This window comes from Amycolatopsis sp. A1MSW2902 (genome assembly GCF_017312175.1).
Lineage (GTDB): Bacteria > Actinomycetota > Actinomycetes > Mycobacteriales > Pseudonocardiaceae > Amycolatopsis > Amycolatopsis nivea.
Genome location: NZ_QJPO01000001.1, coordinates 5,474,555 through 5,495,503, shown reverse-complemented (window position 1 = coordinate 5,495,503; position 20,949 = coordinate 5,474,555). Strand labels below are relative to the sequence as shown.

General features: G+C 70.2%; 17 protein-coding genes. 12 read left to right on the top strand and 5 right to left on the bottom strand.

The features are described 5' to 3' along the window. The first annotated feature begins 1 nt into the window (after nucleotide 1). Together DMP23_RS25200 and DMP23_RS25195 are read left to right on the top strand one after the other, a co-directional pair. The gene (locus DMP23_RS25200; RefSeq protein ID WP_337822703.1) at nucleotides 2–1,099 is read left to right on the top strand and encodes a D-alanine--D-alanine ligase family protein; all 1,098 of its coding nucleotides are present in this window, start codon (nucleotides 2–4) and stop codon (nucleotides 1,097–1,099) included. A gap of 95 nt (nucleotides 1,100–1,194) precedes the next feature. After that, nucleotides 1,195–2,535, top strand: a complete 1,341-nt coding sequence (locus DMP23_RS25195) for an MFS transporter (RefSeq protein WP_037811717.1) — start codon at nucleotides 1,195–1,197, stop codon at nucleotides 2,533–2,535. Here the strand turns inward: DMP23_RS25195 and DMP23_RS25190 are convergent. Together DMP23_RS25190 and DMP23_RS25185 are read right to left on the bottom strand one after the other, a co-directional pair. Next, the gene (locus tag DMP23_RS25190; protein WP_134727841.1) at nucleotides 2,516–3,055 is read right to left on the bottom strand and encodes a DUF3515 domain-containing protein; all 540 of its coding nucleotides are present in this window, start codon (nucleotides 3,053–3,055) and stop codon (nucleotides 2,516–2,518) included. The two genes, DMP23_RS25195 and DMP23_RS25190, sit on opposite strands and share 20 nt — an antisense overlap. 19 nt (nucleotides 3,056–3,074) lie before the next feature. Next, nucleotides 3,075–3,308, bottom strand: a complete 234-nt coding sequence (locus DMP23_RS25185) for an Lrp/AsnC ligand binding domain-containing protein (protein WP_037811714.1) — start codon at nucleotides 3,306–3,308, stop codon at nucleotides 3,075–3,077. Nucleotides 3,309–3,454: 146 nt separating this feature from the next. Between DMP23_RS25185 and DMP23_RS25180 the strand changes: the two genes are divergently transcribed. The 5 genes from DMP23_RS25180 to DMP23_RS25160 all read left to right on the top strand — a co-directional run bounded on the left by DMP23_RS25180 (nucleotide 3,455) and on the right by DMP23_RS25160 (nucleotide 7,042). After that, entirely contained in the window at nucleotides 3,455–4,414 is a 960-nt protein-coding gene (locus DMP23_RS25180; RefSeq protein WP_037811712.1) for a thiamine-phosphate kinase, read from the top strand. A gap of 20 nt (nucleotides 4,415–4,434) precedes the next feature. Then, nucleotides 4,435–4,923: a GNAT family N-acetyltransferase gene (locus DMP23_RS25175; protein WP_037811710.1), complete on the top strand. Its 489-nt coding sequence runs from the start codon at nucleotides 4,435–4,437 to the stop codon at nucleotides 4,921–4,923. Nucleotides 4,924–4,940: 17 nt separating this feature from the next. Beyond that, nucleotides 4,941–5,471: a gamma carbonic anhydrase family protein gene (locus DMP23_RS25170; RefSeq protein ID WP_037811708.1), complete on the top strand. Its 531-nt coding sequence runs from the start codon at nucleotides 4,941–4,943 to the stop codon at nucleotides 5,469–5,471. Nucleotides 5,472–5,502: 31 nt separating this feature from the next. Further along, nucleotides 5,503–6,180, top strand: coding sequence for a uracil-DNA glycosylase (locus DMP23_RS25165; protein ID WP_037811706.1), 678 nt, complete (start codon nucleotides 5,503–5,505; stop codon nucleotides 6,178–6,180). Nucleotides 6,181–6,253: 73 nt separating this feature from the next. Beyond that, nucleotides 6,254–7,042, top strand: coding sequence for an alpha/beta fold hydrolase (locus DMP23_RS25160; RefSeq protein WP_337822702.1), 789 nt, complete (start codon nucleotides 6,254–6,256; stop codon nucleotides 7,040–7,042). A gap of 52 nt (nucleotides 7,043–7,094) precedes the next feature. Here DMP23_RS25160 and rpmB read toward each other — a convergent pair whose 3' ends face one another. Continuing rightward, nucleotides 7,095–7,286 carry a 50S ribosomal protein L28 gene (gene rpmB / locus DMP23_RS25155; RefSeq protein WP_009074135.1) on the bottom strand — a complete coding sequence of 64 codons (192 nt, stop codon included), beginning with the start codon at nucleotides 7,284–7,286 and terminating at the stop codon, nucleotides 7,095–7,097. Between the two features lie 134 nt (nucleotides 7,287–7,420). Between rpmB and DMP23_RS25150 the strand changes: the two genes are divergently transcribed. Continuing rightward, nucleotides 7,421–9,007, top strand: coding sequence for a DAK2 domain-containing protein (locus DMP23_RS25150; RefSeq protein WP_037811702.1), 1,587 nt, complete (start codon nucleotides 7,421–7,423; stop codon nucleotides 9,005–9,007). A gap of 2 nt (nucleotides 9,008–9,009) precedes the next feature. Further along, nucleotides 9,010–11,163, top strand: coding sequence for an ATP-dependent DNA helicase RecG (recG, locus tag DMP23_RS25145; protein ID WP_037811700.1), 2,154 nt, complete (start codon nucleotides 9,010–9,012; stop codon nucleotides 11,161–11,163). 60 nt (nucleotides 11,164–11,223) lie between these two features. Here recG and DMP23_RS25140 read toward each other — a convergent pair whose 3' ends face one another. Next, nucleotides 11,224–16,191, bottom strand: coding sequence for an RHS repeat-associated core domain-containing protein (locus tag DMP23_RS25140; protein ID WP_337822701.1), 4,968 nt, complete (start codon nucleotides 16,189–16,191; stop codon nucleotides 11,224–11,226). A gap of 293 nt (nucleotides 16,192–16,484) precedes the next feature. Here DMP23_RS25140 and DMP23_RS25135 point away from each other — a divergent pair, with 293 nt between their 5' ends. Further along, nucleotides 16,485–17,009: a GNAT family N-acetyltransferase gene (locus DMP23_RS25135; protein WP_337822700.1), complete on the top strand. Its 525-nt coding sequence runs from the start codon at nucleotides 16,485–16,487 to the stop codon at nucleotides 17,007–17,009. Between the two features lie 745 nt (nucleotides 17,010–17,754). Here the strand turns inward: DMP23_RS25135 and DMP23_RS25130 are convergent. Then, nucleotides 17,755–18,387 carry a TetR/AcrR family transcriptional regulator gene (locus DMP23_RS25130; protein ID WP_337822699.1) on the bottom strand — a complete coding sequence of 211 codons (633 nt, stop codon included), beginning with the start codon at nucleotides 18,385–18,387 and terminating at the stop codon, nucleotides 17,755–17,757. Nucleotides 18,388–18,418: 31 nt separating this feature from the next. Between DMP23_RS25130 and DMP23_RS25125 the strand changes: the two genes are divergently transcribed. Together DMP23_RS25125 and DMP23_RS25120 are read left to right on the top strand one after the other, a co-directional pair. After that, nucleotides 18,419–19,636, top strand: a complete 1,218-nt coding sequence (locus DMP23_RS25125; RefSeq protein WP_337822698.1) for an erythromycin esterase family protein — start codon at nucleotides 18,419–18,421, stop codon at nucleotides 19,634–19,636. A 246-nt stretch (nucleotides 19,637–19,882) separates the two neighbouring features. After that, nucleotides 19,883–20,815: a S8 family peptidase gene (locus tag DMP23_RS25120; protein ID WP_107051010.1), complete on the top strand. Its 933-nt coding sequence runs from the start codon at nucleotides 19,883–19,885 to the stop codon at nucleotides 20,813–20,815. Nucleotides 20,816–20,949 lie beyond the last annotated feature (134 nt).

The following is a 20,949-nucleotide window of genomic DNA, read 5'->3' as shown; positions in this document are numbered from 1 at the left end:
TATGAGCGCTGAAAAGATCCGGGTCGCGGTCGTGTTCGGTGGCCGCAGCAGCGAGCACGCCATCTCGTGCCTGTCCGCGGGCAGTGTGATCTCGAACCTGGATCCGGACCGCTTCGAGGTGCTCCCGGTCGGCGTCACGCCGAACGGCGGGTGGGTGCTCGGCACCGGCGACCCGAAGCAGCTCAGCATCCAGGGCCGCGAGCTGCCGTCGGTCGAGTCCGGCCGCTCGCTCGTGCTCGCCGGCGACCCGACCAGCCGCGAGCTGCGCACGGTCGACCCGGGCCAGGCCACCGAGGTGCTCGGCACCGTCGACGTCGTCTTCCCGGTGCTGCACGGTGCCTTCGGCGAGGACGGCACCATCCAGGGCCTGCTCGAACTCGCCGACATCCCGTACGTCGGCCCCGGCGTGCTCGCCAGCGCGGCGGCGATGGACAAGGAGTACGCGAAGAAGCTGCTCGCCGCGGAAGGGCTGCCGGTCGGCACCTACGCCGCGCTGCGCCGCGGACAGTCCACTTTGGCCGAAGCGGACCGGGAACGCCTTGGCCTGCCGGTGTTCGTGAAGCCCTCGCGCGCCGGTTCGTCGGTCGGGATCTCCCGGGTCGCCGACTGGGCGGACCTGGACGCCGCGATCGAACTGGCCCGGCGCACCGACCCGAAGGTGCTCGTCGAGGCCGCGGTGCGCGGGCGCGAGGTCGAATGCGGCGTGCTGGAATTCCCGGACGGCCGCGTCGAGGCGTCGCTCCCGGCGGAGATCCGGGTGCTCGCCGAGGGCGAGGACGCCTGGTACGACTTCGAAACCAAGTACCTCGGCGAGGACGCCGAACTGGACATCCCGGCCAAACTGGACGACGCGCTCACCGACCGGCTGCGCGCGATGGCCGTCGAGGCGTTCCGCGCGCTCGACTGCCAGGGCCTCGCCCGCGTCGACTTCTTCGTGACCGAGGAAGGCGACCTGGTGATCAACGAGGTCAACACGATGCCCGGGTTCACCACGAAGTCCGCCTACCCGAAGATGTGGGAGGTCACCGGGGTGGACTACCCGACGCTGCTGTCGACGCTGATCGACACCGCGCTCGCGCGGGGCACCGGCCTGCGCTGACCGCCGCGACAGCGGCGCGCGCGGCCGGACCAGGCCGGCGACCTTACGATGGCCCTCGAACGAACGGCCTGTCCCCACCGTAAGGAAAACAGCGCGTGCAGATCGCATCCCGGCTCGACCGGCTCCCGGTCACCCGGCGGCACCGGTACTTCGTCGCAGTGGTCGGCATCGCGACCTTCTTCGACCTCTACGACCTGTTCCTCGCCGCGACCATCAGCACCGTCCTCACCAAGGAGTTCGGCGTCACCCCGACGACGCTGAAGTACGTCCTGGCGTCGGCGTTCGTCGGCGCGTTCGTGGGCGCGGTGTTCCTCGGCAGGCTGGCCGACCGGCTCGGCAGGCGTCGCGCGTTCCTGCTCACCCTGGGCCTGTACTCGGTGTTCACGCTGCTCGGCGCGTTCAGCACGGACGTGTGGATGCTGGTGATCTGCCGGTTCATCGCCGGGATCGGCATCGGCGCGGAACTGCCGGTCGCTGACGCCTATCTCGCCGACCTGCTGCCCGCGCGCGCCCGCGGCCGGGCGACAGCCTGGGCTTACACCATCGGCTTCTGCGGTGTCCCCGCTGCCGGATTCCTCGCCCGTGCGCTGGTCGGCCACGCGCCGCTCGGCATCGACGGCTGGCGCTGGCTGTTCGTGATCGGCGCGCTGGGCGCGGCGGTCGTGTGGGCGCTGCGGTTCACGCTGCCGGAGTCACCGCGTTGGCTTGCGGCGCAAGGAAGAATCGGCGAAGCGGACGAGGTCGTGCGCAAGCTCGAAGCGAGTGCGCCGCAGCCGTTGCCCGAACCGGAGCCGGAACCGCCCGCGCCCGAACCCGTGCGCGCGTCGGCATTGCTGCGTCCGCCGTGGTTCCGTCGCACGGCGATGCTGTACGTCTTCCAGCTGCTGCAATCGTTCGGCTACTACGGATTCGGTTCACTGGTGCCGATTGTGCTGGCCGCCAAGGGTTTCGGCCTCGTCACGTCGCTGACGTTCAGCGCGCTCACCTTCCTGGGCTATCCGATCGGGTCGGCGCTGTCCATCCCGATCATCGAACGGCTGGAACGCAAGTGGCTGATCGTCGCGAGCGCGGCGGCGATGGCGGTGTTCGGGCTGGCCTTCGGCTACGCGACGTCCGGCGTCCTGATCGCGGTGTTCGGCTTCTGCTACACCGCCGTCAGCAACGTCTTCTCGAACGCCTTCCACACCTACCAGGGCGAACTGTTCCCGACGTCGCTGCGCGGCACCGCCGCGGGTTCGGCCTATGCGCTGTCCCGGTTGGCGACGGCGGCGATGCCGTTCGTGCTGTTGCCGGTTCTGCATTCGGCGGGTGCGACGACGATGTTCGCGGTGGTCGCGGGTGCGATGGTGCTGTTGATGGTCGACGTGGCGGTGCTCGGCCCGCGCACCACTGGCGAGTCGCTGGAAACGATCGCGGCTAGAACTTCAGAGGCTTGACCGGCAGCTTGGCGGAGATGGCGTCCGAAATGGCCTGCAGCGGACCGGTCCCGGCGCTCGCCGGGACGGTCAGCGCGACGTAGACTGGCCGGTCGACCGCGTACCAGGTGGCCGAACCGCCCTGTTCGATCTGCAGCCACTGCACCTTGTTGACCACGCGCAGCTGCGCGGTCTGGGTGAGCTCCGGCGGGCGTTCGAGGCCGCAGCGCAGCACGACCGGATCCGGTTCGCCCCACGCGACGGTGGCCTTCGGCGCGGGCTCGGCGAGCGTGCGCGGCGACAGTTCCTTGCCGTTCGACGTGAGCGTGGCCGGGACCCCGGCGATCAGCTTCGCGCAGTCCGGCGACCCGGCCTGCGGCGCGGGAACGGACACGAGCGCGAGCGGCTGGTTCGGATCGGGCTGTCCCGAAGAGCTCTTCGTCAGCGCGACGACCGCGACCGCGACCGCCAGCGCGGCCACGAGCAACGACGCGGTGACGAGGACGACCTTCGGAGGGGCCCCGGTGTCGGTGTCTGCCACCGCCTCAGTGGACCACGGCTCAGAGATGCACGACCGGGCAGGTCAGCGTGCGCGTGATCCCCTGCACGTTCTGCACGCGGGCGACGACGAGCTGGCCGAGCTGGTCCACCGTGTCCGCGGCGGCGCGCACGATCACGTCGTACGGGCCGGTGACGTCCTCGGAGCTGGTCACGCCCGGGACCCCGGCGATCTCCGCAGCCACCGCGGCCGCCTTGCCGACCTCGGTCTGGATGAGGATGTATGCGTGGACCACGGCGTGCCCTTTCGTCGGTGGCGGTCTAGTCGAGGTAGGAACGGTGTAGACGGTGTAGGAAACGTAGCGCCAGCCCTGGGAAAAACCTAGGGGATCCGATTGTCGGTGGCCGATCCGACACAGGCGAGGGAAACAGGAGGTGACCGGTGTCACCGGACGAGCACTCGGTGGCCGCGACAGGCGAGTTCGGCCTGATCCGGCGGGTCACCGAAGGACGCGCGCAGCCGCCGTCGACACTGCTGGGCCCGGGCGACGACGCGGCGGTTCTCGCCGCGCCGGACGGCCGCGTGGTCGTCACGACCGACGTGCTGGTCCACGGCGTGCACTTCCGGCTCGACTGGTCGAGCCCGGAGCAGGTCGGGCGCAAGGCGGTCGCGGTGAATCTGTCCGACGTCGCGGCGATGGGCGCGAAACCGACGTCGGTGGTCGTCGGGATCGCGTGCCCGGCCGACACCCCGGCGCAGGTCGTGACCGAGATCATGGACGGCATGTGGGCCGAGGCGAACGCGGCCGGGATCGGGGTGTCCGGCGGCGATCTCGTGAGCGCGGACCAGCTCGTGATCAGCGTCACCGCATTGGGCGACCTCGAAGACCGCGAACCGGTGACCCGCTCCGGCGCGCGCCCCGGCGACGTGCTCGCGGTGTGCGGGCGGCTCGGCTGGGCCGCGGCCGGGCTCGCGGTGCTGCGCCGCGGATTCCGGTCGCCGGTCGGCGTGGTGAACGCGCAGCGCTGCCCGGAACCGCCGTACGCGGCCGGTCCGCAGGCCGCGCACGCCGGAGCGACGGCGATGATGGACGTGTCCGACGGGCTCCTCGCCGACCTCGCGCACCTGGCCGCCGCTTCCGAGGTCGGGCTCGACGTGCAGACCGCGTTGCTCGAGGTGCCGACGCGGCTGAAGGAGGTCGGCAGCGCGCTCGGCGCGGACCCGATGCAGTGGGTGCTGACCGGCGGCGAGGACCACGCGCTGGTCGCGACGTTCCCGCCGTTCGACGACCTGCCCGAGGGCTGGCGCAAGATCGGCGTGGTCACCATGCCCGGATCCGGCGTCACCGTGGACGGGCGCGAGTACGACCAGCAGGGCGGCTGGGAGCACTGGCAGCAGTGAACCTTCATTAGGCTGGCGCCGTGGACATCCGTGCCGTCGCCTTCGACCACCCCGACGCCGCCAAGCTGATGGCCGAGGTGCAACTGGAGTACGTGCGCCGCTACGGCTCCGAGGACGAGACCCCGATGGACCCCGCGGAGTTCGCGCCGCCGCGGGGCCTGTTCCTGGTCGGGTACCTGGACGACGTGCCGGTGGCGTCCGGCGCGTGGCGCGCGCACGACGGTCCCGAGCCGACGTTCCGGCCCGGCGACGTCGAGCTGAAACGGATGTACGTGGTCGAATCCGCGCGGGGCCGCGGTTTCGCCCGCGCGATGCTCGCCGAACTGGAACGCACCGCGGTCGCCGCCGGACGCCGCCGCGTCGTGCTGGAGACGGGCACCGAACAGCCGGAAGCGATCGCCCTCTACCGTTCGTCGGGCTACGTCGAGGTCCCGGCTTTCGGTTATTACGGCGATATGCCGGAAAGCCGGTACTACGGCAAGGATCTGGCCCGCGACCGACAACACTGAACGACCCGGAGGCGGCATTGGCCATCTACGCGCTCGGCGACCTGGTCCCGACCATCCACCCGGACGCCTACGTCCATCCCGACGCCACCGTGATCGGCGACGTCCGGATCGGCGCGCGCGCCTCGGTCTGGCCGCAGACGGTGCTGCGCGGCGACCACGGGTACATCGAGATCGGCGAACGTTCGAACGTGCAGGACGGCTGCGTCGTCCACTGCACCGCGCGGCATCCGACGATCGTGGGCCCGTCCTCGGCGGTCGGGCACGCGGTGCACATCGAGGGCGCGACGATCGGCACCGGCTGCCTGATCGCGTCGGGTTCGGTGGTGCTGAACGGAAGCGTGATCGAGGACGGCGGCATGGTCGGCGCGGGCGCGGTGCTGTCGTACGAGTCGAGCGTCGGCACCGGCGAGATCGCACTGGGAGTTCCGGCGAAAACGCGGCCGAACAAGTCGTTTTCCGAAGACCAGATCGCCGCGGTGGTGGATTCCTACGTCCGGCGCGGGGCCCGGTTCCGGGCGGAGTTGCGCAGGCTGGACCCGCCCCGGTGACCTCGGGCACGTGGCGCTAGGCTCGCGGGCCGTGACTGGACGACCGCTGGACGAAATCGTCGAAGCCGGCTGGGCGAAAGCCCTTGAACCAGTGGCCCCGCAGGTCGCCGCGATGGGGGAGTTCCTCCGCGCCGAGATCGCCGCGGGCCGCACCTATCTTCCCGCGGGCGAGCACGTGCTGCGCGCGTTCAAGCAGCCGTTCGACGACGTCCGCGTGCTGATCGTCGGCCAGGACCCGTACCCGACGCCGGGGCACGCGGTCGGCTTGAGCTTCTCGGTGGCCCCGGACGTGCGGCCGATCCCGAAGAGCCTGATCAACATCTACCAGGAGTACTGCGAGGACCTCGGCCATCCGACGCCGTCCAACGGCGATCTGACCCCGTGGGCGGAGCAGGGCGTGCTGCTGCTGAACCGGTCGCTCACCGTGCAGCCGCACAAGTCGAACTCGCACCAGGGCAAGGGCTGGGAGCAGGTCACCGAGCAGGCGATCAAGGCGCTCGCCGCGCGCGGCGGACCGCTGGTGGCGATCCTGTGGGGCCGCAACGCGCGGAACCTGCGGCCGATGCTCGGCGAGGTGCCGTGCATCGAATCGGCGCACCCGAGCCCGCTTTCGGCGCGCAACGGCTTCTTCGGGTCGCGGCCGTTCAGCCGGGCGAACCAGCTGCTGGTCCAGCAGGGCGCGGAACCGCTCGACTGGAAACTTCCCTGACGCGGCGTGTCCAGTTCCGGCGATCGGCGCCGACCACCAGGGTAAGCAGCGACTGAAACCCTGGAGGAACGCCATGACCGCCACCGTCACGTCCGCCGACGGCACCCCGATCGCCTTCGACACCTACGGCACGGGTTCGCCGGTGCTGCTGGTCGGCGGCGCGGTGAACGACCGCACGACCGTCGCCGCACTCGCCGCGGTGCTCGCCGACGCCGGTTTCACCGCCGTCGCCTACGACCGGAGAGGCCGCGGCGACAGCGGCGACGCGCCGGTCTACGCCGTCGAGCGCGAGATCGACGACCTCGAGGTGCTGATCGAGGCCGTCGGCGGCTCGGCCGCGGTGTTCGGCCACTCGTCCGGCGCGATCCTGGCCCTGGAAGCGGCGGCACGCGGACTGCCGATCACGAAGGTGGCGGTGTACGAACCGCCGTTCATCGGCGACGACCGCCCACGGCCGGCCGAAGACCTAGTGGACCGGGTCAGCGCCTGCCTCGCCGACGGCGACCGGGACGGCGCGGTCGAGTTGTTCCTGGTCGAAGGCACCGGGACCCCGGCCTCTATGGTGGACTCGATGAAGTCCGCGCCGGTGTGGGGCTGGTTCGTCGGACTGGCGCACACGCTGCCGTACGACCTGACCGTGTGCGGCCGCGGCAACTACCTGCCGACGGACCGGCTGGCGGCGATCACCGTCCCGGTGCTGTCGCTGTCCGGCGGCGCGGGGGAGGCGTGGATGACGTCGTCCGCCAAGGCCGTCGCCGCTGCGGTCGCGCACGGGCGGCACGAGGAGATTCCGGGGCAGGACCACGGGGTGCTGAACGCGCCGGAGTCCTTGCGAGAGGTGCTGGCGAACTTCCTGCGGTGACGAAAAAGGGGCGGGTGCCGAAGCACTCGCCCCTTTCCGAAAGCTGCTGAACTCAGCCGCGCACGACCTTGCCAGCCTTGATGCACGAGGTGCAGGCGTTCAGGCGCTTGCGCTGGGACACGCCGACCTTCGCGTGCACAACCTGGATGTTCGGGTTCCACCGGCGGTTGGTACGCCGGTGGGAGTGCGAGACCGACTTGCCGAAGCCGGGTCCCTTGCCACAGACGTCGCACACGGCAGCCACGTCGAACTCCTCTGGATATGGGACAAAGAATGCGCGCCCGAACGTGCCGGGCAACTCGACCATAGTAACGAGTGGTCTCGGGGGCCTTGCCGCGGGGTCGTTACCCTCGCGGGGACCGGCTAGGAGGTTACGGGGTGCGGGTGCTGGACGCGGCGGCGGTGTCGGGCTGGGCGGCGGCCTCTGTGCGCAGCTTGGACAGGCTGCGCACGGCCATTGACGGCATCAACGTCTACCCGGTCGCGGACTCCGACACCGGCTCCAACCTGCTGTACACGATGACCGGCGCGCACGAGGCGCTCGCCGCGGCGGAACCGGCCGACGCGGCCGAGGCGCTGGCGGTGCTGGCGCGCGGGGCGGTGGCGCACGCGCGGGGCAATTCGGGCGTGATCCTGTCCCAGGTCGTGCGGGGGATGGCCGACTGGGCGGCCACCGGCGGCGACCTCGACGGATCGGGCCTTGCCGCCGCGCTGGGGCACGCGGACCAGGCCGCCACGGGCGCGGTCAGCAGGCCGGTCGCCGGGACGATGCTGACCGTCCTGCACGCCGTGGCCGCCGCCGTCCGAGACACGACGCGGACGTTGCCCGAGGTCGCGCGCGAGGTCGTCACCGTGGCGGCGGCCGCACTGGAGGAGACGCCCAAGCAACTGCCCGCGCTGGCCAAGGCGGGAGTCGTCGACGCGGGGGGCCGGGGTCTGGTCGCGGTGCTCGACGCGCTGGCCGGGGTGATCACCGGCGAACCCGAGGATCCCGGGCACGACCTGAAGGCGGTCGCTTCGCTGCCGGAGCAGGCGCCGTACGCGTGGGAGGTCATGTACTTGCTGGACGAGGTCGACGAGGCCCGGCTGCCGGCGTTGCGGAAGGAACTGAGCGGGTTCGGCGACAGCGTGACCGTGGCGGGCGACGGTTCGGGCAGCCACGCGGTGCACGTCCACTGCGCGGACATCGGCGCGGCCATCGAAGCCGGGCTGCAGCTGGGCCGGCCGCGGAAGATCCGGGTCGAACCGCTGATCACGCCGACGCCGATCGAACCCGGCGGCGGCATCGACCGGTCCGTGGTCGCGGTGGTGCGCGGCGGCGGGCTCGCCGAGCTGCTGCGGGCCGAGGGCGTCGCCGTGCTGGCGGTGCCCGAGGGCGAGACGCCGAGCGTCGAGGACATGATCGGGCTGTTCAACGAGGCGGCCGGACAGCACCTGAGCGTCCTGCCGGGCGGCCCGGATCTCACCGCGGCCGCCGACACCGCCGCCGGGCATCCGATGGCGGGCGAGCGCGACGTCGTGGTGATCCCGTGCGCGTCGCCGGTGCAGGTGCTGGCCGCGCTCGCGGTGCACGACAGCGGACGCCGGGTCAACGACGACGTCGTCGCGATGGCCGAGGCGGCCGCCGCGACCAGGCGTGGCGAGCTGCGGATCGCGCACGAGGAGTCGCTAACCTGGGTGGGCCGGGCCCAGTCCGGCGACGTGATCGGCCTGGTCGACGACGAGGTGGTGCTGATCGAGCCCGCCCCGGCGTCGGCGACGAATCTCGTCGCGGCGGCGGTCAGCGTGCTGAACCGGATGCTGGCGCTCGGCGGCGAGCTGGTCACCGTCCTGAGCGGGGCGGACGCTCCGCCGAGGGTGGCCGCCGAGCTCGCCGAGCAACTGCGGCTGGAGCACCCCGAGGTGGAGTTGACGAGTTACGCCGGCGGGCAAAACGACGCTGTGCTGCTGATGGGGGTCGAATAATCATGGCCGGGCTTCGCGACAAGCTCCCGCTGCTGCTGGGCGCGAAAACGGCGAAGGCGCTGTCGAGTGCGCTCGACATCGAGACGGTTTCCGATCTGCTGCGCCACTATCCGCGCCGCTACGCCGAACGCGGCGAGCTGACCGACATCGCCGGGCTGGAGCTCGGCGAGCACGCGACCGTGCTGGCGCGGATCGAGAAGATCAGCAAGCGCCGGATGAAGTCCCGCAACGGCACCATCCTCGACATGGTGATCACCGACGGCAAGCGACGGCTCGCGTGCGCGTTCTTCAACCAGGCGTGGCGCGAGAAGGAGCTGGCCCCCGGCAAGACCGGGCTGTTCGCGGGCAAGGTCACCGCGTTCCGGGACACGCTGCAGCTGGCCAACCCGGAGTACGAACTGCTCGACGCCGAACGCGAGGCCGAGGCGGTCGACAACTTCCTCGCCGAGATCATCCCGGTGTACCCGGCGGCGCAAGGCATGCCGACCTGGTCGATCGCCAAATGCGTGCGGCAGGTGCTGGACGTGCTGGAGGTCGGCGAGGACCCGATGCCCGAGGAACTGCGCAAACGGCACGGGCTGCCCGGCCTCGAGCGCGCGCTGCGCGGCATCCACCGCCCGGAGGACTGGGCGCACCTGGAGTCGTCGCGGCACCGGCTCAAGTGGGACGAAGCGATGGCCGTGCAGCTGATTTTCGCGCAGCGCAGGCATTCCGCGGTGTCGCGTCCGGCGAAGGCGAGCCCGCACGTCGACGGCGGCCTGCTCGACGCGTTCGACAAGCGGCTGCCGTTCGACCTCACCGCGGGCCAGCGCGCGATCGGCGACGAGATCGCGGCCGACCTGTCGACCGAGCATCCGATGAACCGGCTGCTGCAAGGCGAGGTCGGTTCCGGCAAGACGGTGGTCGCGCTGCGGGCGATGCTGCAGGTCGTCGATTCCGGACGGCAGGCGGCGATGCTCGCGCCCACCGAGGTACTGGCCGCGCAGCACGCACGCTCGCTGCGCGAAATGCTCGGCGACATCGGGATGGCGGGCGAGCTCGGCGCGGCCGAGAATTCCACCCGGATCACCTTGCTCACCGGGTCGATGGGCGCGAAGGAACGCAAGAAAGCGTTGCTGGAGACGGTAAGCGGCGAGGCGGGCATCGTCGTCGGCACGCACGCGCTGATCCAGGACACCGTGCAGTTCGCCGATCTCGGGCTCGTGGTCGTGGACGAACAGCACCGGTTCGGCGTCGAGCAACGGGACGCGCTGCGCTCGCGCGGTGCCGATTCGACGAGTCCGCACGTGCTGGTCATGACGGCGACGCCGATCCCGCGCACGGTCGCCATGACGGTCTACGGCGACCTGGAAATCTCGGCCCTGCGCGAAATGCCGGTCGGCCGCTCGCCGATCAAGACGACGGTCGTGCCGGTCGCGGAGAAGCCCGCGTGGTTCGACCGGGTGTGGCAGCGGGTCAGCGAGGAAGTCGGCAAGGGACACCAGGCGTACGTCGTGTGCCCGCGGATCGGCGACGAACCGCCGTCGGACAAGAGCGACAAGCGGCCGCCGCTCGCGGTGCTGGACGTGGCGCCGGATCTCGCCAACGGCGCGTTGAAGGGCTTGAAGATCGCCGCGCTGCACGGCCGGATGCCGACGGACGAGAAGGACGCCGTCATGCAGGCATTCGGCGCGGGGAAGGTCGAGGTGCTGGTCGCGACGACCGTGGTCGAGGTCGGCGTGAACGTCCCCAACGCGACGGCGATGGTCATCCTCGACGCCGACCGCTTCGGCGTGAGCCAGCTGCACCAGCTGCGCGGCCGGGTCGGGCGGGGGAGCGTGCCCGGATTGTGTTTGCTGGTCACGGAAACCCTGGACGGCACTTCCACCCGCGAACGGCTGGCGGCGGTCGAGTCCACCACGGACGGCTTCGAACTGTCCCGACTGGACCTGGAACTGCGCCGGGAGGGCGACATTCTCGGTGCGGCGCAGTCGGGCAAGCGGTCCGGGCTGAAACTGCTGTCGTTGCTGCGGGACGAGGACGTGATCACCGAGGCGCGGGCGCAGGCTCAGGAGATCGTGACGGCCGATCCGGAGCTGGCTTCGCTGCCGGGCCTGGCGCAGATGGTGGCGGACGTCGTCGACCTGGAGCGGGCGGAGTACCTGGAGAAGAGCTGAGCGGGGCGTGACCCGGGGGTTTCCCGGGCCACGCCTTCTTGCTCGAGGTTTCTCGTCGGGTCAGGCGTCGTAGAGGTCGTCGTCGGAGTCGTAGCCGTGGTTCCGGCGGCTGCTGCTGCCTCCGTAGCTGCTGCCGCCGCCGTACCCGCCGCTGCCGCCGTAGCCACCGCTGTATCCGCCGTGGCTGCTGGATCCGCCGCCGTAACTGCTGGAACCGCCGCCGTAACTCCCGCTGTACCCGCCGCTGTAACTCCCGCCGCCTGACCCGCGGTGGCCGGAGGACCGGCTCGGCTGCGGACTCACCAGATCCCAGTCGTGGTCCGGATTGCCGACATAGCCCCGGTGGTTCTTGTCCCAGTAGACCCGGTTGGAGTCCCGCGGGTCCGGGGCGCCGAACCGGGGTTCCTGGGATCCGCTCGCGGCGGAGTTGCTCTTCGGTTCGAGGTGCTTGAAGATCCGCACGTCGGAGTTGTGCGCGAAGTTCTGTTCGGGCGTGTTCCGATGGCCGGTCTGGTTGAAATGGGTTCCGGCCGAAGGGTTGTGGCCCATCACGACATTGCTGTGGCCGCGGACGATGCCGGTGGGATTGCCGAGGTAGTCGTGCGTCTGGTAGCGCCGGTTCGGGTCCATGTACCACTTGGTGTCGTCGCCGCGCCTGCGGAACTTCGGCGGCGGCGAAACGGCGTTCCGCTCGAACAGCGGCCGCATCTTGGAATGCTTGTGCGACAGGTTCTTGTAGCCGTAGTGCTCGCGCCTGCGCGCGCCGGACGCGAGGGTGGGCGGTCCCTCCTGGTAAACCCGGCCGCCGGGGGAGCGCACGCGGCGCTCCCCGTTCGGGCCGGGGCTGGGCGAGCGGGTGCGGCCCCGGCCGCGCTGGGAACCGCCGCCGGAGCCGCCGGACCCGCGCGGGGTGTTGCAGGATCCCCCGACGAGACCGAGCGGGTCGACCGAGACGTGCGGGTTGCTGACGTAGGCGTGCGGGTCGAGTCCGCCGCCGAGCCCGAGCGGGTCGGGGCTGAGGTACCGCGCGAGCACCGGGTCGTAGTACCGGTGGAAGTTGTAGTGCAGCCCGGTTTCCTCGTCGAAATACTGGCCCTGGAACCGGAGCGGGATGCCGGTGCCGCCGGACTCGGCGACGACGACGCCGAACAGGCTGCTGCGGGACTGCCACGCGATCTCGCCGCGGTCGTCGAGCAGTTCGGTCGGCGTGCCCGACGGTTCGGCCACGATGGCGAAGAACTGCTCGTCGACGCGTTTCTGGTCCGCGGAACCGGTGCGCCGGCGCTGCAGCAGCGGCACGAAGCTGCCCGGTTCGTAGTCCCACACCGTGGTTTCGGCGGCGCCGGGGCCGGAACTGGTCGCCTCGGCCAGCGTTTCGCCGTCCCACGCGAAATCGACGCGTTCGAGCAGCGTCGTCCCGTCGGCGGCGAAGTGTTCCTTGCGGATGCGGCGGCCCAGCGGATCGTAGGTGTAGCGCCAGGTCGTGGCGTCCGGGACCTCGACCGCGACGAGCCGGTTCAGCGGGCCCCAGGTGTAGGTCCAGGTCCGGCCGTCCTCGTGGCGGCGGGTGCGCATCCGGCCGGACTGGTCGTAGGTGTAGCGGACGCCGCCCGCCTCGGTGATCACCGAAGCCGGTCCCGCCCGCCTGCCGCGGCGGTCCTCGTCCTCGGGCGCGGGCCAGTCGGCGTCGACGAGCCGTCCGGTCGGGTCGTAGGCGTACTGCTCGTTCCAGCCCTGGGCGCGCACCGAGATCACCCGGCCGCGGACGTCCATCGCGAGCCAGCGCGACCCGGCCGTCCCGTCGTCGATCCGGTCGGGAAGGCCGTCGGGCCGGTAGTGGTACTGCCGGTCCTGGCCGAATTCGCCGGTCGCGGACCGGACCGCCTGCCGGGCGAGCCGTCCGGCCGGGGTCCAGGAGCGGACGATCGCCGCGTCCTGCCCGAACGCGCGGAGGGTTTCGCGGCCCGCCCGGTCGTACTCGAACCGGGTGGTCCGGCCGGCGGCGCGCACCGCGGCCGGGAGCCCGGCTTCGCGGTATTCCCAGACGCTTTCCGCCCCGGACGGCGTCTGCCGCCGGACCTGATTGCCCGCGGGGTCGAGTTCGGAGCGGACGGCGCGCCCGTTGACCGTTTCCCCGACGATCCGGCTCGCCGCGTCCCGGGTGTACTCGATGCGGGTCGTCCCGTCGTCGAGGGCGACGAGCTCGCCGAGGACGTCGTACTCGAAGCGGGTGTGCAGCGTCCCGGACGGTCCTTCGACGGTTTCCTCGACGATGTTGCCGCGCACGTCGCGGCGCAGGGTGACGACCTCGCCTTCCTGGTTGCGGATCTCGGTCAGCTCGCCGGCGGCGTTGTAGCCGTAGGACGAACTGGCCCCGCCGAAGTCGGTCTCGCGGGAGAGGTTGCCCGCCAGGTCGTATTCGTAGCGCCAGACCTGGCCCTGTTCGTTGGTCACCGCGGTGAGCCGCAGTTCGGTGTCGTAGGAGTATTCGAGCCGGGTGCCGTCCGGCCGGATCTCGGCCGAGACCAGGTCGAAATGGGTCACCTCCTGCTGGGCGATCGCCGAGGAGGCGTCGGAGTGCAGGCGGTTGTTGCCTTCTCCGTCGTAGAACCATTCCTCCGTCGAGCCGTCCGGCAGGCGGTGCCAGGCGAGCGCGCCGCTGACGGTGTAACCGAATTCCTCGGCCGCGCCGTTCGGATCGACGATCGCGGAGAGCCTGCCGAAGCAGTCGTAGGCGTAGGCGGTCGTCGCGCCGCGGGCGTCGGTGACGGTGATCGGGTTGCCCGCGTCGTCGGACACCACGGTCAGCGTCGAGCCGTTTGGATCGGTGACCGACGCGACGTGGCCCCACTCGTCGTAGGTGTAGCTGGTGGTCGCGCCGCCCGGTTCGACAACGCGGGTCACGTTGCCGCGTTCGTCGTACTCCCAGCGGGTTTCGACGCCGGGCGCCTCGGCCATGCGGACGGCTTGGCCGAAGTCGTTGCGCTCGATGGTCAATTCCGTGCCGTCCGGCCGCTGGAGGGCGACCAGGTTGTTCATTTCGTCGTAGCGGTAGGTCCGCTGCCTGCCCATTTCGTCGGTTTCGCCGACCAGGCGGTCCAGCGCGTCCCATTCGTAGGCGCGCGCCGCGCCCGTCGGGTCCACCTCGCGCACGACCCGGCCGGTTTCGTTCAGGTGGTAGGCACTGCGGCGGCCGAGCGAGTCGACGACGTGGGTGATCCGGGCGGCCAGGTCGTAGTGCATGGTGACGGTGAGGCAGTCGCCGGAGCCTTCGGTGCGCACGACCCGGCCTTCGCGGTCGTAGTGGAAGCGGTACCACTCGCCGTTGCGGTCGGTCCACTCGACGATCCGTCCCAGATTGTCGTAGGCGTAGCGGAACGGGAGGCCGGATTCGTTCGTGATCTCGGTGAGGTTGCCCGCGGTGTAGCCGTAGCGGACCAACGGCACCTCGTCCCCGTCCTTGGTGACGGTGGACAGCCCGGTCACGAGTCCGCCTTCGGTGGCGATCTGGATCAGGTGGCCGCCGCTGTGCCGCATCGCGACCGGCGTGCCGTGCTGGTCGCGCTGGAAGTAGATGTGCTCCTTGCCGCGGCCGCTGATCGAGCGGATCGGCCGGACCGGGCCGTTGCCGCGCTCGAAGGTCAGGACCCGCTCGCTTTCGCGGTCCTCGAGGACGAATCCGCCGCCGGGCTCCTCGGCGAGATACCGCGCGGGCCCGTGCTCGGCGGCGACCCACTGGTCTCCGCGCGGCCGGGGGAACACCTGGACGATCCCGTCCGCGCCGGCGAACCACACCTGGTCCTCGTGCACCTCGATCCGCTCGTCCAAAGTGGACACCCAGGCGGGACCGAGCCAGCCGCCCGCGCGGAACGACGAGAAGTGCGTGCGCTCGAAGACCATCGGCAGCGCGCTGAGGAAGGTCGCGTCGGTCTCGGCCATCACCATCTGGCCGCTCGCGACGTCGATCGGGTCGCCGGTGGTGCAGATGTTGTCGAGGCTGCGCGAGTTCTCGCCCTGTTTGCCGAGCGACCGCGAGGCGTCGCTGTTCCCCCTGGCCCCGCCTGAGGAGGAACTGCTGGAAGCCGACGTGTGCCCGCCCGCCCCTCCGCCGCCGCCGTGCTCGCCGCCGCTTTCGTGGCTGCCGCTCGAGTGGCTGCCGCCGTGGTGCCCGCTGTCCCCTCCGGCGCTGGAAGTATGCGTGCCCTCGTCTCCGCCGGGGTGAGACCTGTTCCCGGTTTTGATGTCCTTGGGAGTGTGCGTCGGCGCTGCCTTGCCGCTCTTGAGGCCCTTCAATGCTTTGCCGGCGTCCTCGAACAGCACGCCGGCCTTTTTCAGCAGCGGCACCAACGCCTTGAGCGCCTTGACCAGCTTCGAGGTGACCTTCGCGATGCTCGACGCGGTCTTGGCGACGGCGGTGACGACCTGCGGAACCACCCAGGCCATCCCGATCCCCGCGGTGAACAGCACCTGCAACGCCCACGAAATCAGGTGCCCGACGAGGTCGGCGATCGTGTCCCGCACCAGCGACCGCACGGCCGCGACGATCTCGCCCGCGGTCTTGACCCCGCTCGCCGCGCCCTCGCTGCCCTTCTGCGCGCTGGCGATCAGCGCCGAGGTGTCTTCCGCCTTCTGGCGGTAGGTGTCGGCCGCTTCGCCGTTCCAGTCCTGCAGGTCCTTCTTGACCAGTTCGGTCAGCTCCGCCGAGACGCTTTCGAGCTCCTTGGCGACATTCGTCCAGGTCTCCGCCTGGGACTTGATCTCGTCCGCTTTGCCGGTGAGCGCGTCGAGCGCCTCCTTGAGCGGCCCGACGTGCTCCATGAGCCACCCGACCCCCGCGGCGAAGATCGCGCCGAACGGATCCATCACCGCGGTGAGCACGTCGATCGCGGTGCCCACCGCCCCGATCGCGACGGCCGCCCAGTTCTTGCTCTCGATCGCGGTCTTGAGGCCGGTCGCGTCCTCCAGCAAAGGAATCCCGGACATCGCGGTCGTGGAGTCCTTCACCGGCGCGATCAACGGGTTGGTCATCGATAGTCCCATTTCCTGGTGTGCACGGGCATGACGAACGAGCGGAGCCTGACCCGCCAATCCGACGAGGCTATCGGCCGGATGCCCCGACGAGCCTCCCTGGCGGGGCGGCGATGCCTGAAGTCCCGGAACCCTTGCCCGAACACACTCACTCCCCGCTGGCCCAGCCGCCCTTGTCCGGTTCCCTGACTGTCCTTTGTGGTCACTCCGGTAAACCGCATGCGGGCCGACCTGCTTGTGTGCTGAACTGCTCCCAGCCCGACCGCCCGTCGTGCCGAGCCTCTGGAGGAATGGTGCCCGACCTGGTCATCCGCCCCGCGACCCCGGAAGACGCGGCAGACATCGCAGCCGTCCACGTCGGCTCCTGGCAAGCGGCCTACGCGGGTTTGCTGCCGGACGAGTTCCTGTCCGGCCTGTCGGTCGAGACGCGGGAACAGTTCTGGGCTTCGAGCCTCGCGGACACTTCCCGCCCGCACACCGTCCTGACGGCAAGCACCGGCGAGAAGATCACCGGCTTCGCGGTCTTCGGCCCCAGCCGAGACGACGACGCCACCCCTGCAACGGGCGAACTGTCGTCGATCTACCTCCTCCCGTCGGAGTGGGGCCAGGGGATGGGCCGAGCCCTGCACGAGGAGTGCGTACGCGGCCTGTCGTCCCAGTTCGAGTCGGCGACGCTGTGGGTGCTCTCGACTAATACCCGGGCCCGGAAGTTCTACGAACGGGCCGGGTGGGTTGCGGACGGAAAGACCAAGGTGGAATCGATGTCCGACGGAGCGGTGACCTTGGAGGAGGTCCGGTACCGGCTGCCGTTGGGCTAGCCGTGCTTCTTTGAGCGGGCTTCGGTTGTTGCCGTTTAGCGGCGTCTGCTTGCCTCTGCTCCCTGCCGTTCGCGCTTGTCGCCGTTTGGCGACAACGCACGTCGGGTTGCTCGGCAGCTAGCTCGGCCTGTTGCTGTTCGGGCTGTTGCCGTTGAGTGGCGATTGCCTGCTCAGCCTGGCTGCGACCTCTCATCGTGCGTTGCCGCTTTGACGGCGACTTCCTGCACATCTCGCCCGCCAGGGTCGCTCCGCATGCCGCTCGTTGGCGACCATCGCCCGGTGCCCGGTGCCCGGTGCCCGGTGCCCGGTGCCCGGTGCCCGGTGCCCGGTGCCCGGTGCCCGGCTTCGCCTGGTTCGTCCCCGCTTTGCTGCGAACGTTGAGCCAGCCCGTCCCTGAGCCGCACTCTGCTTTCGCCCTTTTGCGGCGAAACCAGAGCCGACCCGCCAACCGCTCTTCTCCGCCCGTCGTCTGGTGCCCGACGCCTGGCTTGCCCCGCTTCGCCGGGACCGTCGAACGGCCGTACCCTGCTTTCGCCGTTCAGCGGCGAAAGCAGAACCGAATCACCAACCGTGCCTCTCTTCCCGCCGCCCGGCTTCGCCTGCGTCGTCCCAGCTTCGCCGAGAGCATCGAGCCAGCCCATAGCTCAGCCGCACTATGCTTTCGCCGTTCCGCGGCCAAACCACCCAATCCAGCGGCGCCCTCCACCCGTCGCCGTTTTCCGGCAACAAAGCCCACACCTCGGAATCAACCCCGGTCGCCATCGCCCGGCAACCGCCTGCACAACACCCCCGCCCGGGCAGCCGCCGCCCCAGCCTCCGCCGCGATCTCAGCCGTCTCCTCCGACACCGGCTCCCGCGACACGAACAACCGGTAGAACACCGGCCCGCACACCGTCCGCGTCACCTCGTCCGGGTCCGTGTCGGCTGGCACCTCCCCACGCGCCACCGCCCGCTCCACGATCACCGCGGCCCGGGCATGCCGATCCTGATAGAAGTCCCGCAACGCCTCGGCCGCCCGTTCCGAGTGGAAGGCCGCCAGCACCGCGGCGGTCGGCAGCTCGCGTTGCCCGGGGGTGGTCAATATGTGCACCACGTCCAACGCCATTCGCCGCAAATCGGCGACAAGCGAACCGGTGTCCGCCGGGCTCCACGGTTCGCCGGTGCCGAACCGCAGTGCGGCCGCGACCAGTCCTTCGCGCGACTCCCATCGCCGGTAAACCGTCGTCTTGTGCACGCCCGACCGTTCGGCGACGGCCTCGACCGTCAAATCCGTGAACCCGACCTCCGCCAGCAGAGCGAGCGTCGCCCGCAAAACGGCGACGCGCGTGCGTTCCGTGCGCCCGCCCGGCCTGCTGGTTCCCGGTACCTCAGTGGCCAATCGCTACCCCTGTTGCATTAGTGTCCTCAGTATGACACCGCTGAGCACCCGTTCGCCGCTGGACGGCGACGTCGCCTCGATCACCGGCCTGATCGGCGACGCGCGCATCGTCGCGATCGGCGAGAACAACCACCACATCCGCGAGTTCGGCGAACTCCGCGCCCGGTTGCTCCGCCGCCTCGTCGAGGACCACGGGTTCACGGTGCTCGGCTTCGAATCGGGCTTCGCCGAGGGCGACCTGGTGCAGCAGTGGCTCGACGGTGGCCCCGGCACGGTTGCTGAGGTCGGGCGAGAAGGATTCACCTTTTCCCTCGGCGAGTCGGCCGAGGTACACGAGATGCTGACGTGGATGCGCAGCCACGGCGGCGTCCGGTTTTCCGGACTCGACCTGCCCAGTTCGAGCGGTTCGCCGCAGCCGGCGTTGAAGATTGTCCGCGGCTTCGTGGAGGAGGTCGATCCGGAGGTTCTTCCGCTGGTCGACGCCGCGATCGCCGCGTCCGAGCCGTACTCGGCGGTCAGCAACGCGGTCGCGCCTGGCCGTTATGCGGCAATGACCGCCGCGGACCGGGACGCAGCCACGGCCGCGTTGACGACTCTCGTCGCGCACCTTCGTTCTCTTTCGCCAGTTTATCGGCAACGGAGCGAGCCAGCCCGGTATGCGATTGCCGAGCACCACGCGGTCGGCGCGCTTCGCGTTGACGCGTACCTGCGCGAGTTGAGCGCCATGATGTCGGGAACGGCACCGTCGCTCCAGGGGTCGTCTCGCGACACGTACATGGCCGCAACCGTGAAGCTGCTTCGCAAGTTGTACGGCGAAGGCGAGAAGATCGTGGTGATGGTCCACAACGGACACCTGCAGCGAGTGCCGTTCGCCGCTTTGCCGACCATGACGTTCCCTTCCGCGGGCACCCACCTCGCCGAGGAGTTCGGCGACGACTACTTCGCGCTCGGCCTCACCGCAGGGACCGGTACGACCACCGGCCTCGAACCGGACGAGAGCGAGCGGCTCGGCTTCCGGGTCTACGCGCAGGAGTTGGAGCCACCCGCCGAGGGCAGTGTCGAAGCGGCATTGGCCGGCGCGGATCCGTGCGTGGTCGATTTGCGGCAAGACCGGGCGCAGGGCCTGACCGGACCGTCGAGCGTGCGGCACGCGCACATGTTCACGAAGGTCGACGTCGTGCAAGCCTTCGACGCGCTGGTCTACTTGCCGACGATGTCGGTGAGCGCGCACGTCCCGGCGGCGAAGTAATTGTCGGTCTGCCAACGGTTGGCCGGCTAGCGGCTAAAGCTCTCAGCCGGTCAACCGTTGGCCACGGAGCGGCGAAACGCGTCGGTCGGACAGCGGTTTGCCTCTTAACGGCGAGATAGGTGCCGTGCATCGTCCCCCTTTGCCTTTACCTATCAGTGCGCCGGGGCGGGCGGCTGCTGGACTGGGACCAGCCCATCGTGTGACGTCGAGTTGCCGCCGAATGGCCACCGGGATACGACCGCAGGCATGCGGAACCGAGCGGCGCGTGGCCTTTTTTCGGCAACTCTGACATTCCTGCTGGTCGCCGGGGTGCAACCGGCCGCGCTGGCGGCGAGCGGGACGCAGGACAACCCGCCGAGCTGGGCGCTCGACCGGATCGACCAGCGAACCGGCCTCGATCAGAAGTACCACTACGACTCGGACGGCTCCGGCGTCACCGTCTACGTGATCGACAGCGGCGTCGACGCCAAACACCCGGATCTGCAGGGCCGCGTCCTGCCTGGCAAGGATTTCCTCACCACCGGCACGGACACGTCGGACACCAACGGCCATGGCACCCGCGTCGCGGGAATCGTTGCGGGACACAGCTACGGCGTCGCCAAAGGCGCGCAGATCTTCCCGGTCCGAGTGCTCGACAAAGCAGGCGGCGGCGCGACCGACACGATCATCGCCGGGCTGAACTGGGTCGCCCAGAACGCCCACCAACCCGCGGTCGCGGTGCTGGGCATCGGCGGCGTGCCGAACGAGCAGCTCGACAACGCGGTCAAGGGAGTCGCCGCGGTGATGCCGATCGTGCTTCCGGCAGGGGAGGGCAGCACCGACGCCAGCCAAACCTCGCCCGCCCGAGTGCCGGAAGCGCTCACCGTGGGCGCGACCGACGTCCAGGACCAGGTCGCGCCGTTCTCGAACTTCGGCACGTCGCTCGATCTGTACGCGCCGGGCGTCGACATTCCCGCGCCGATCGCCGGAACAGCCGACGTCGGGACCTTGTCCGGCACAGCGATGGCCGCCGCGGTGGCCGCTGGCGCGGTGACCCTCTACCGGTCCGCACATCCCGACGCCGCGCCCAATGCGGTCGGCGAAGCAATTGTGCAGGACGCAACGCAGAACGTGGTCAAGAATGCGCCCTCCGGAACCGCGAATCGGCTGCTGTGCACACTGCCTGCGGGAACGCCCTGACGGTTGCGGCGCCGCGGTCCGACCAGCATCATGCATGCAGGTCGGCGTGCATGATGTCCATCACTTGGACTACGGCTCCCGCACCGCGGGACGAACCGGGTAACGTGCCTTCGATACCGATCCGAAAAGGGAAG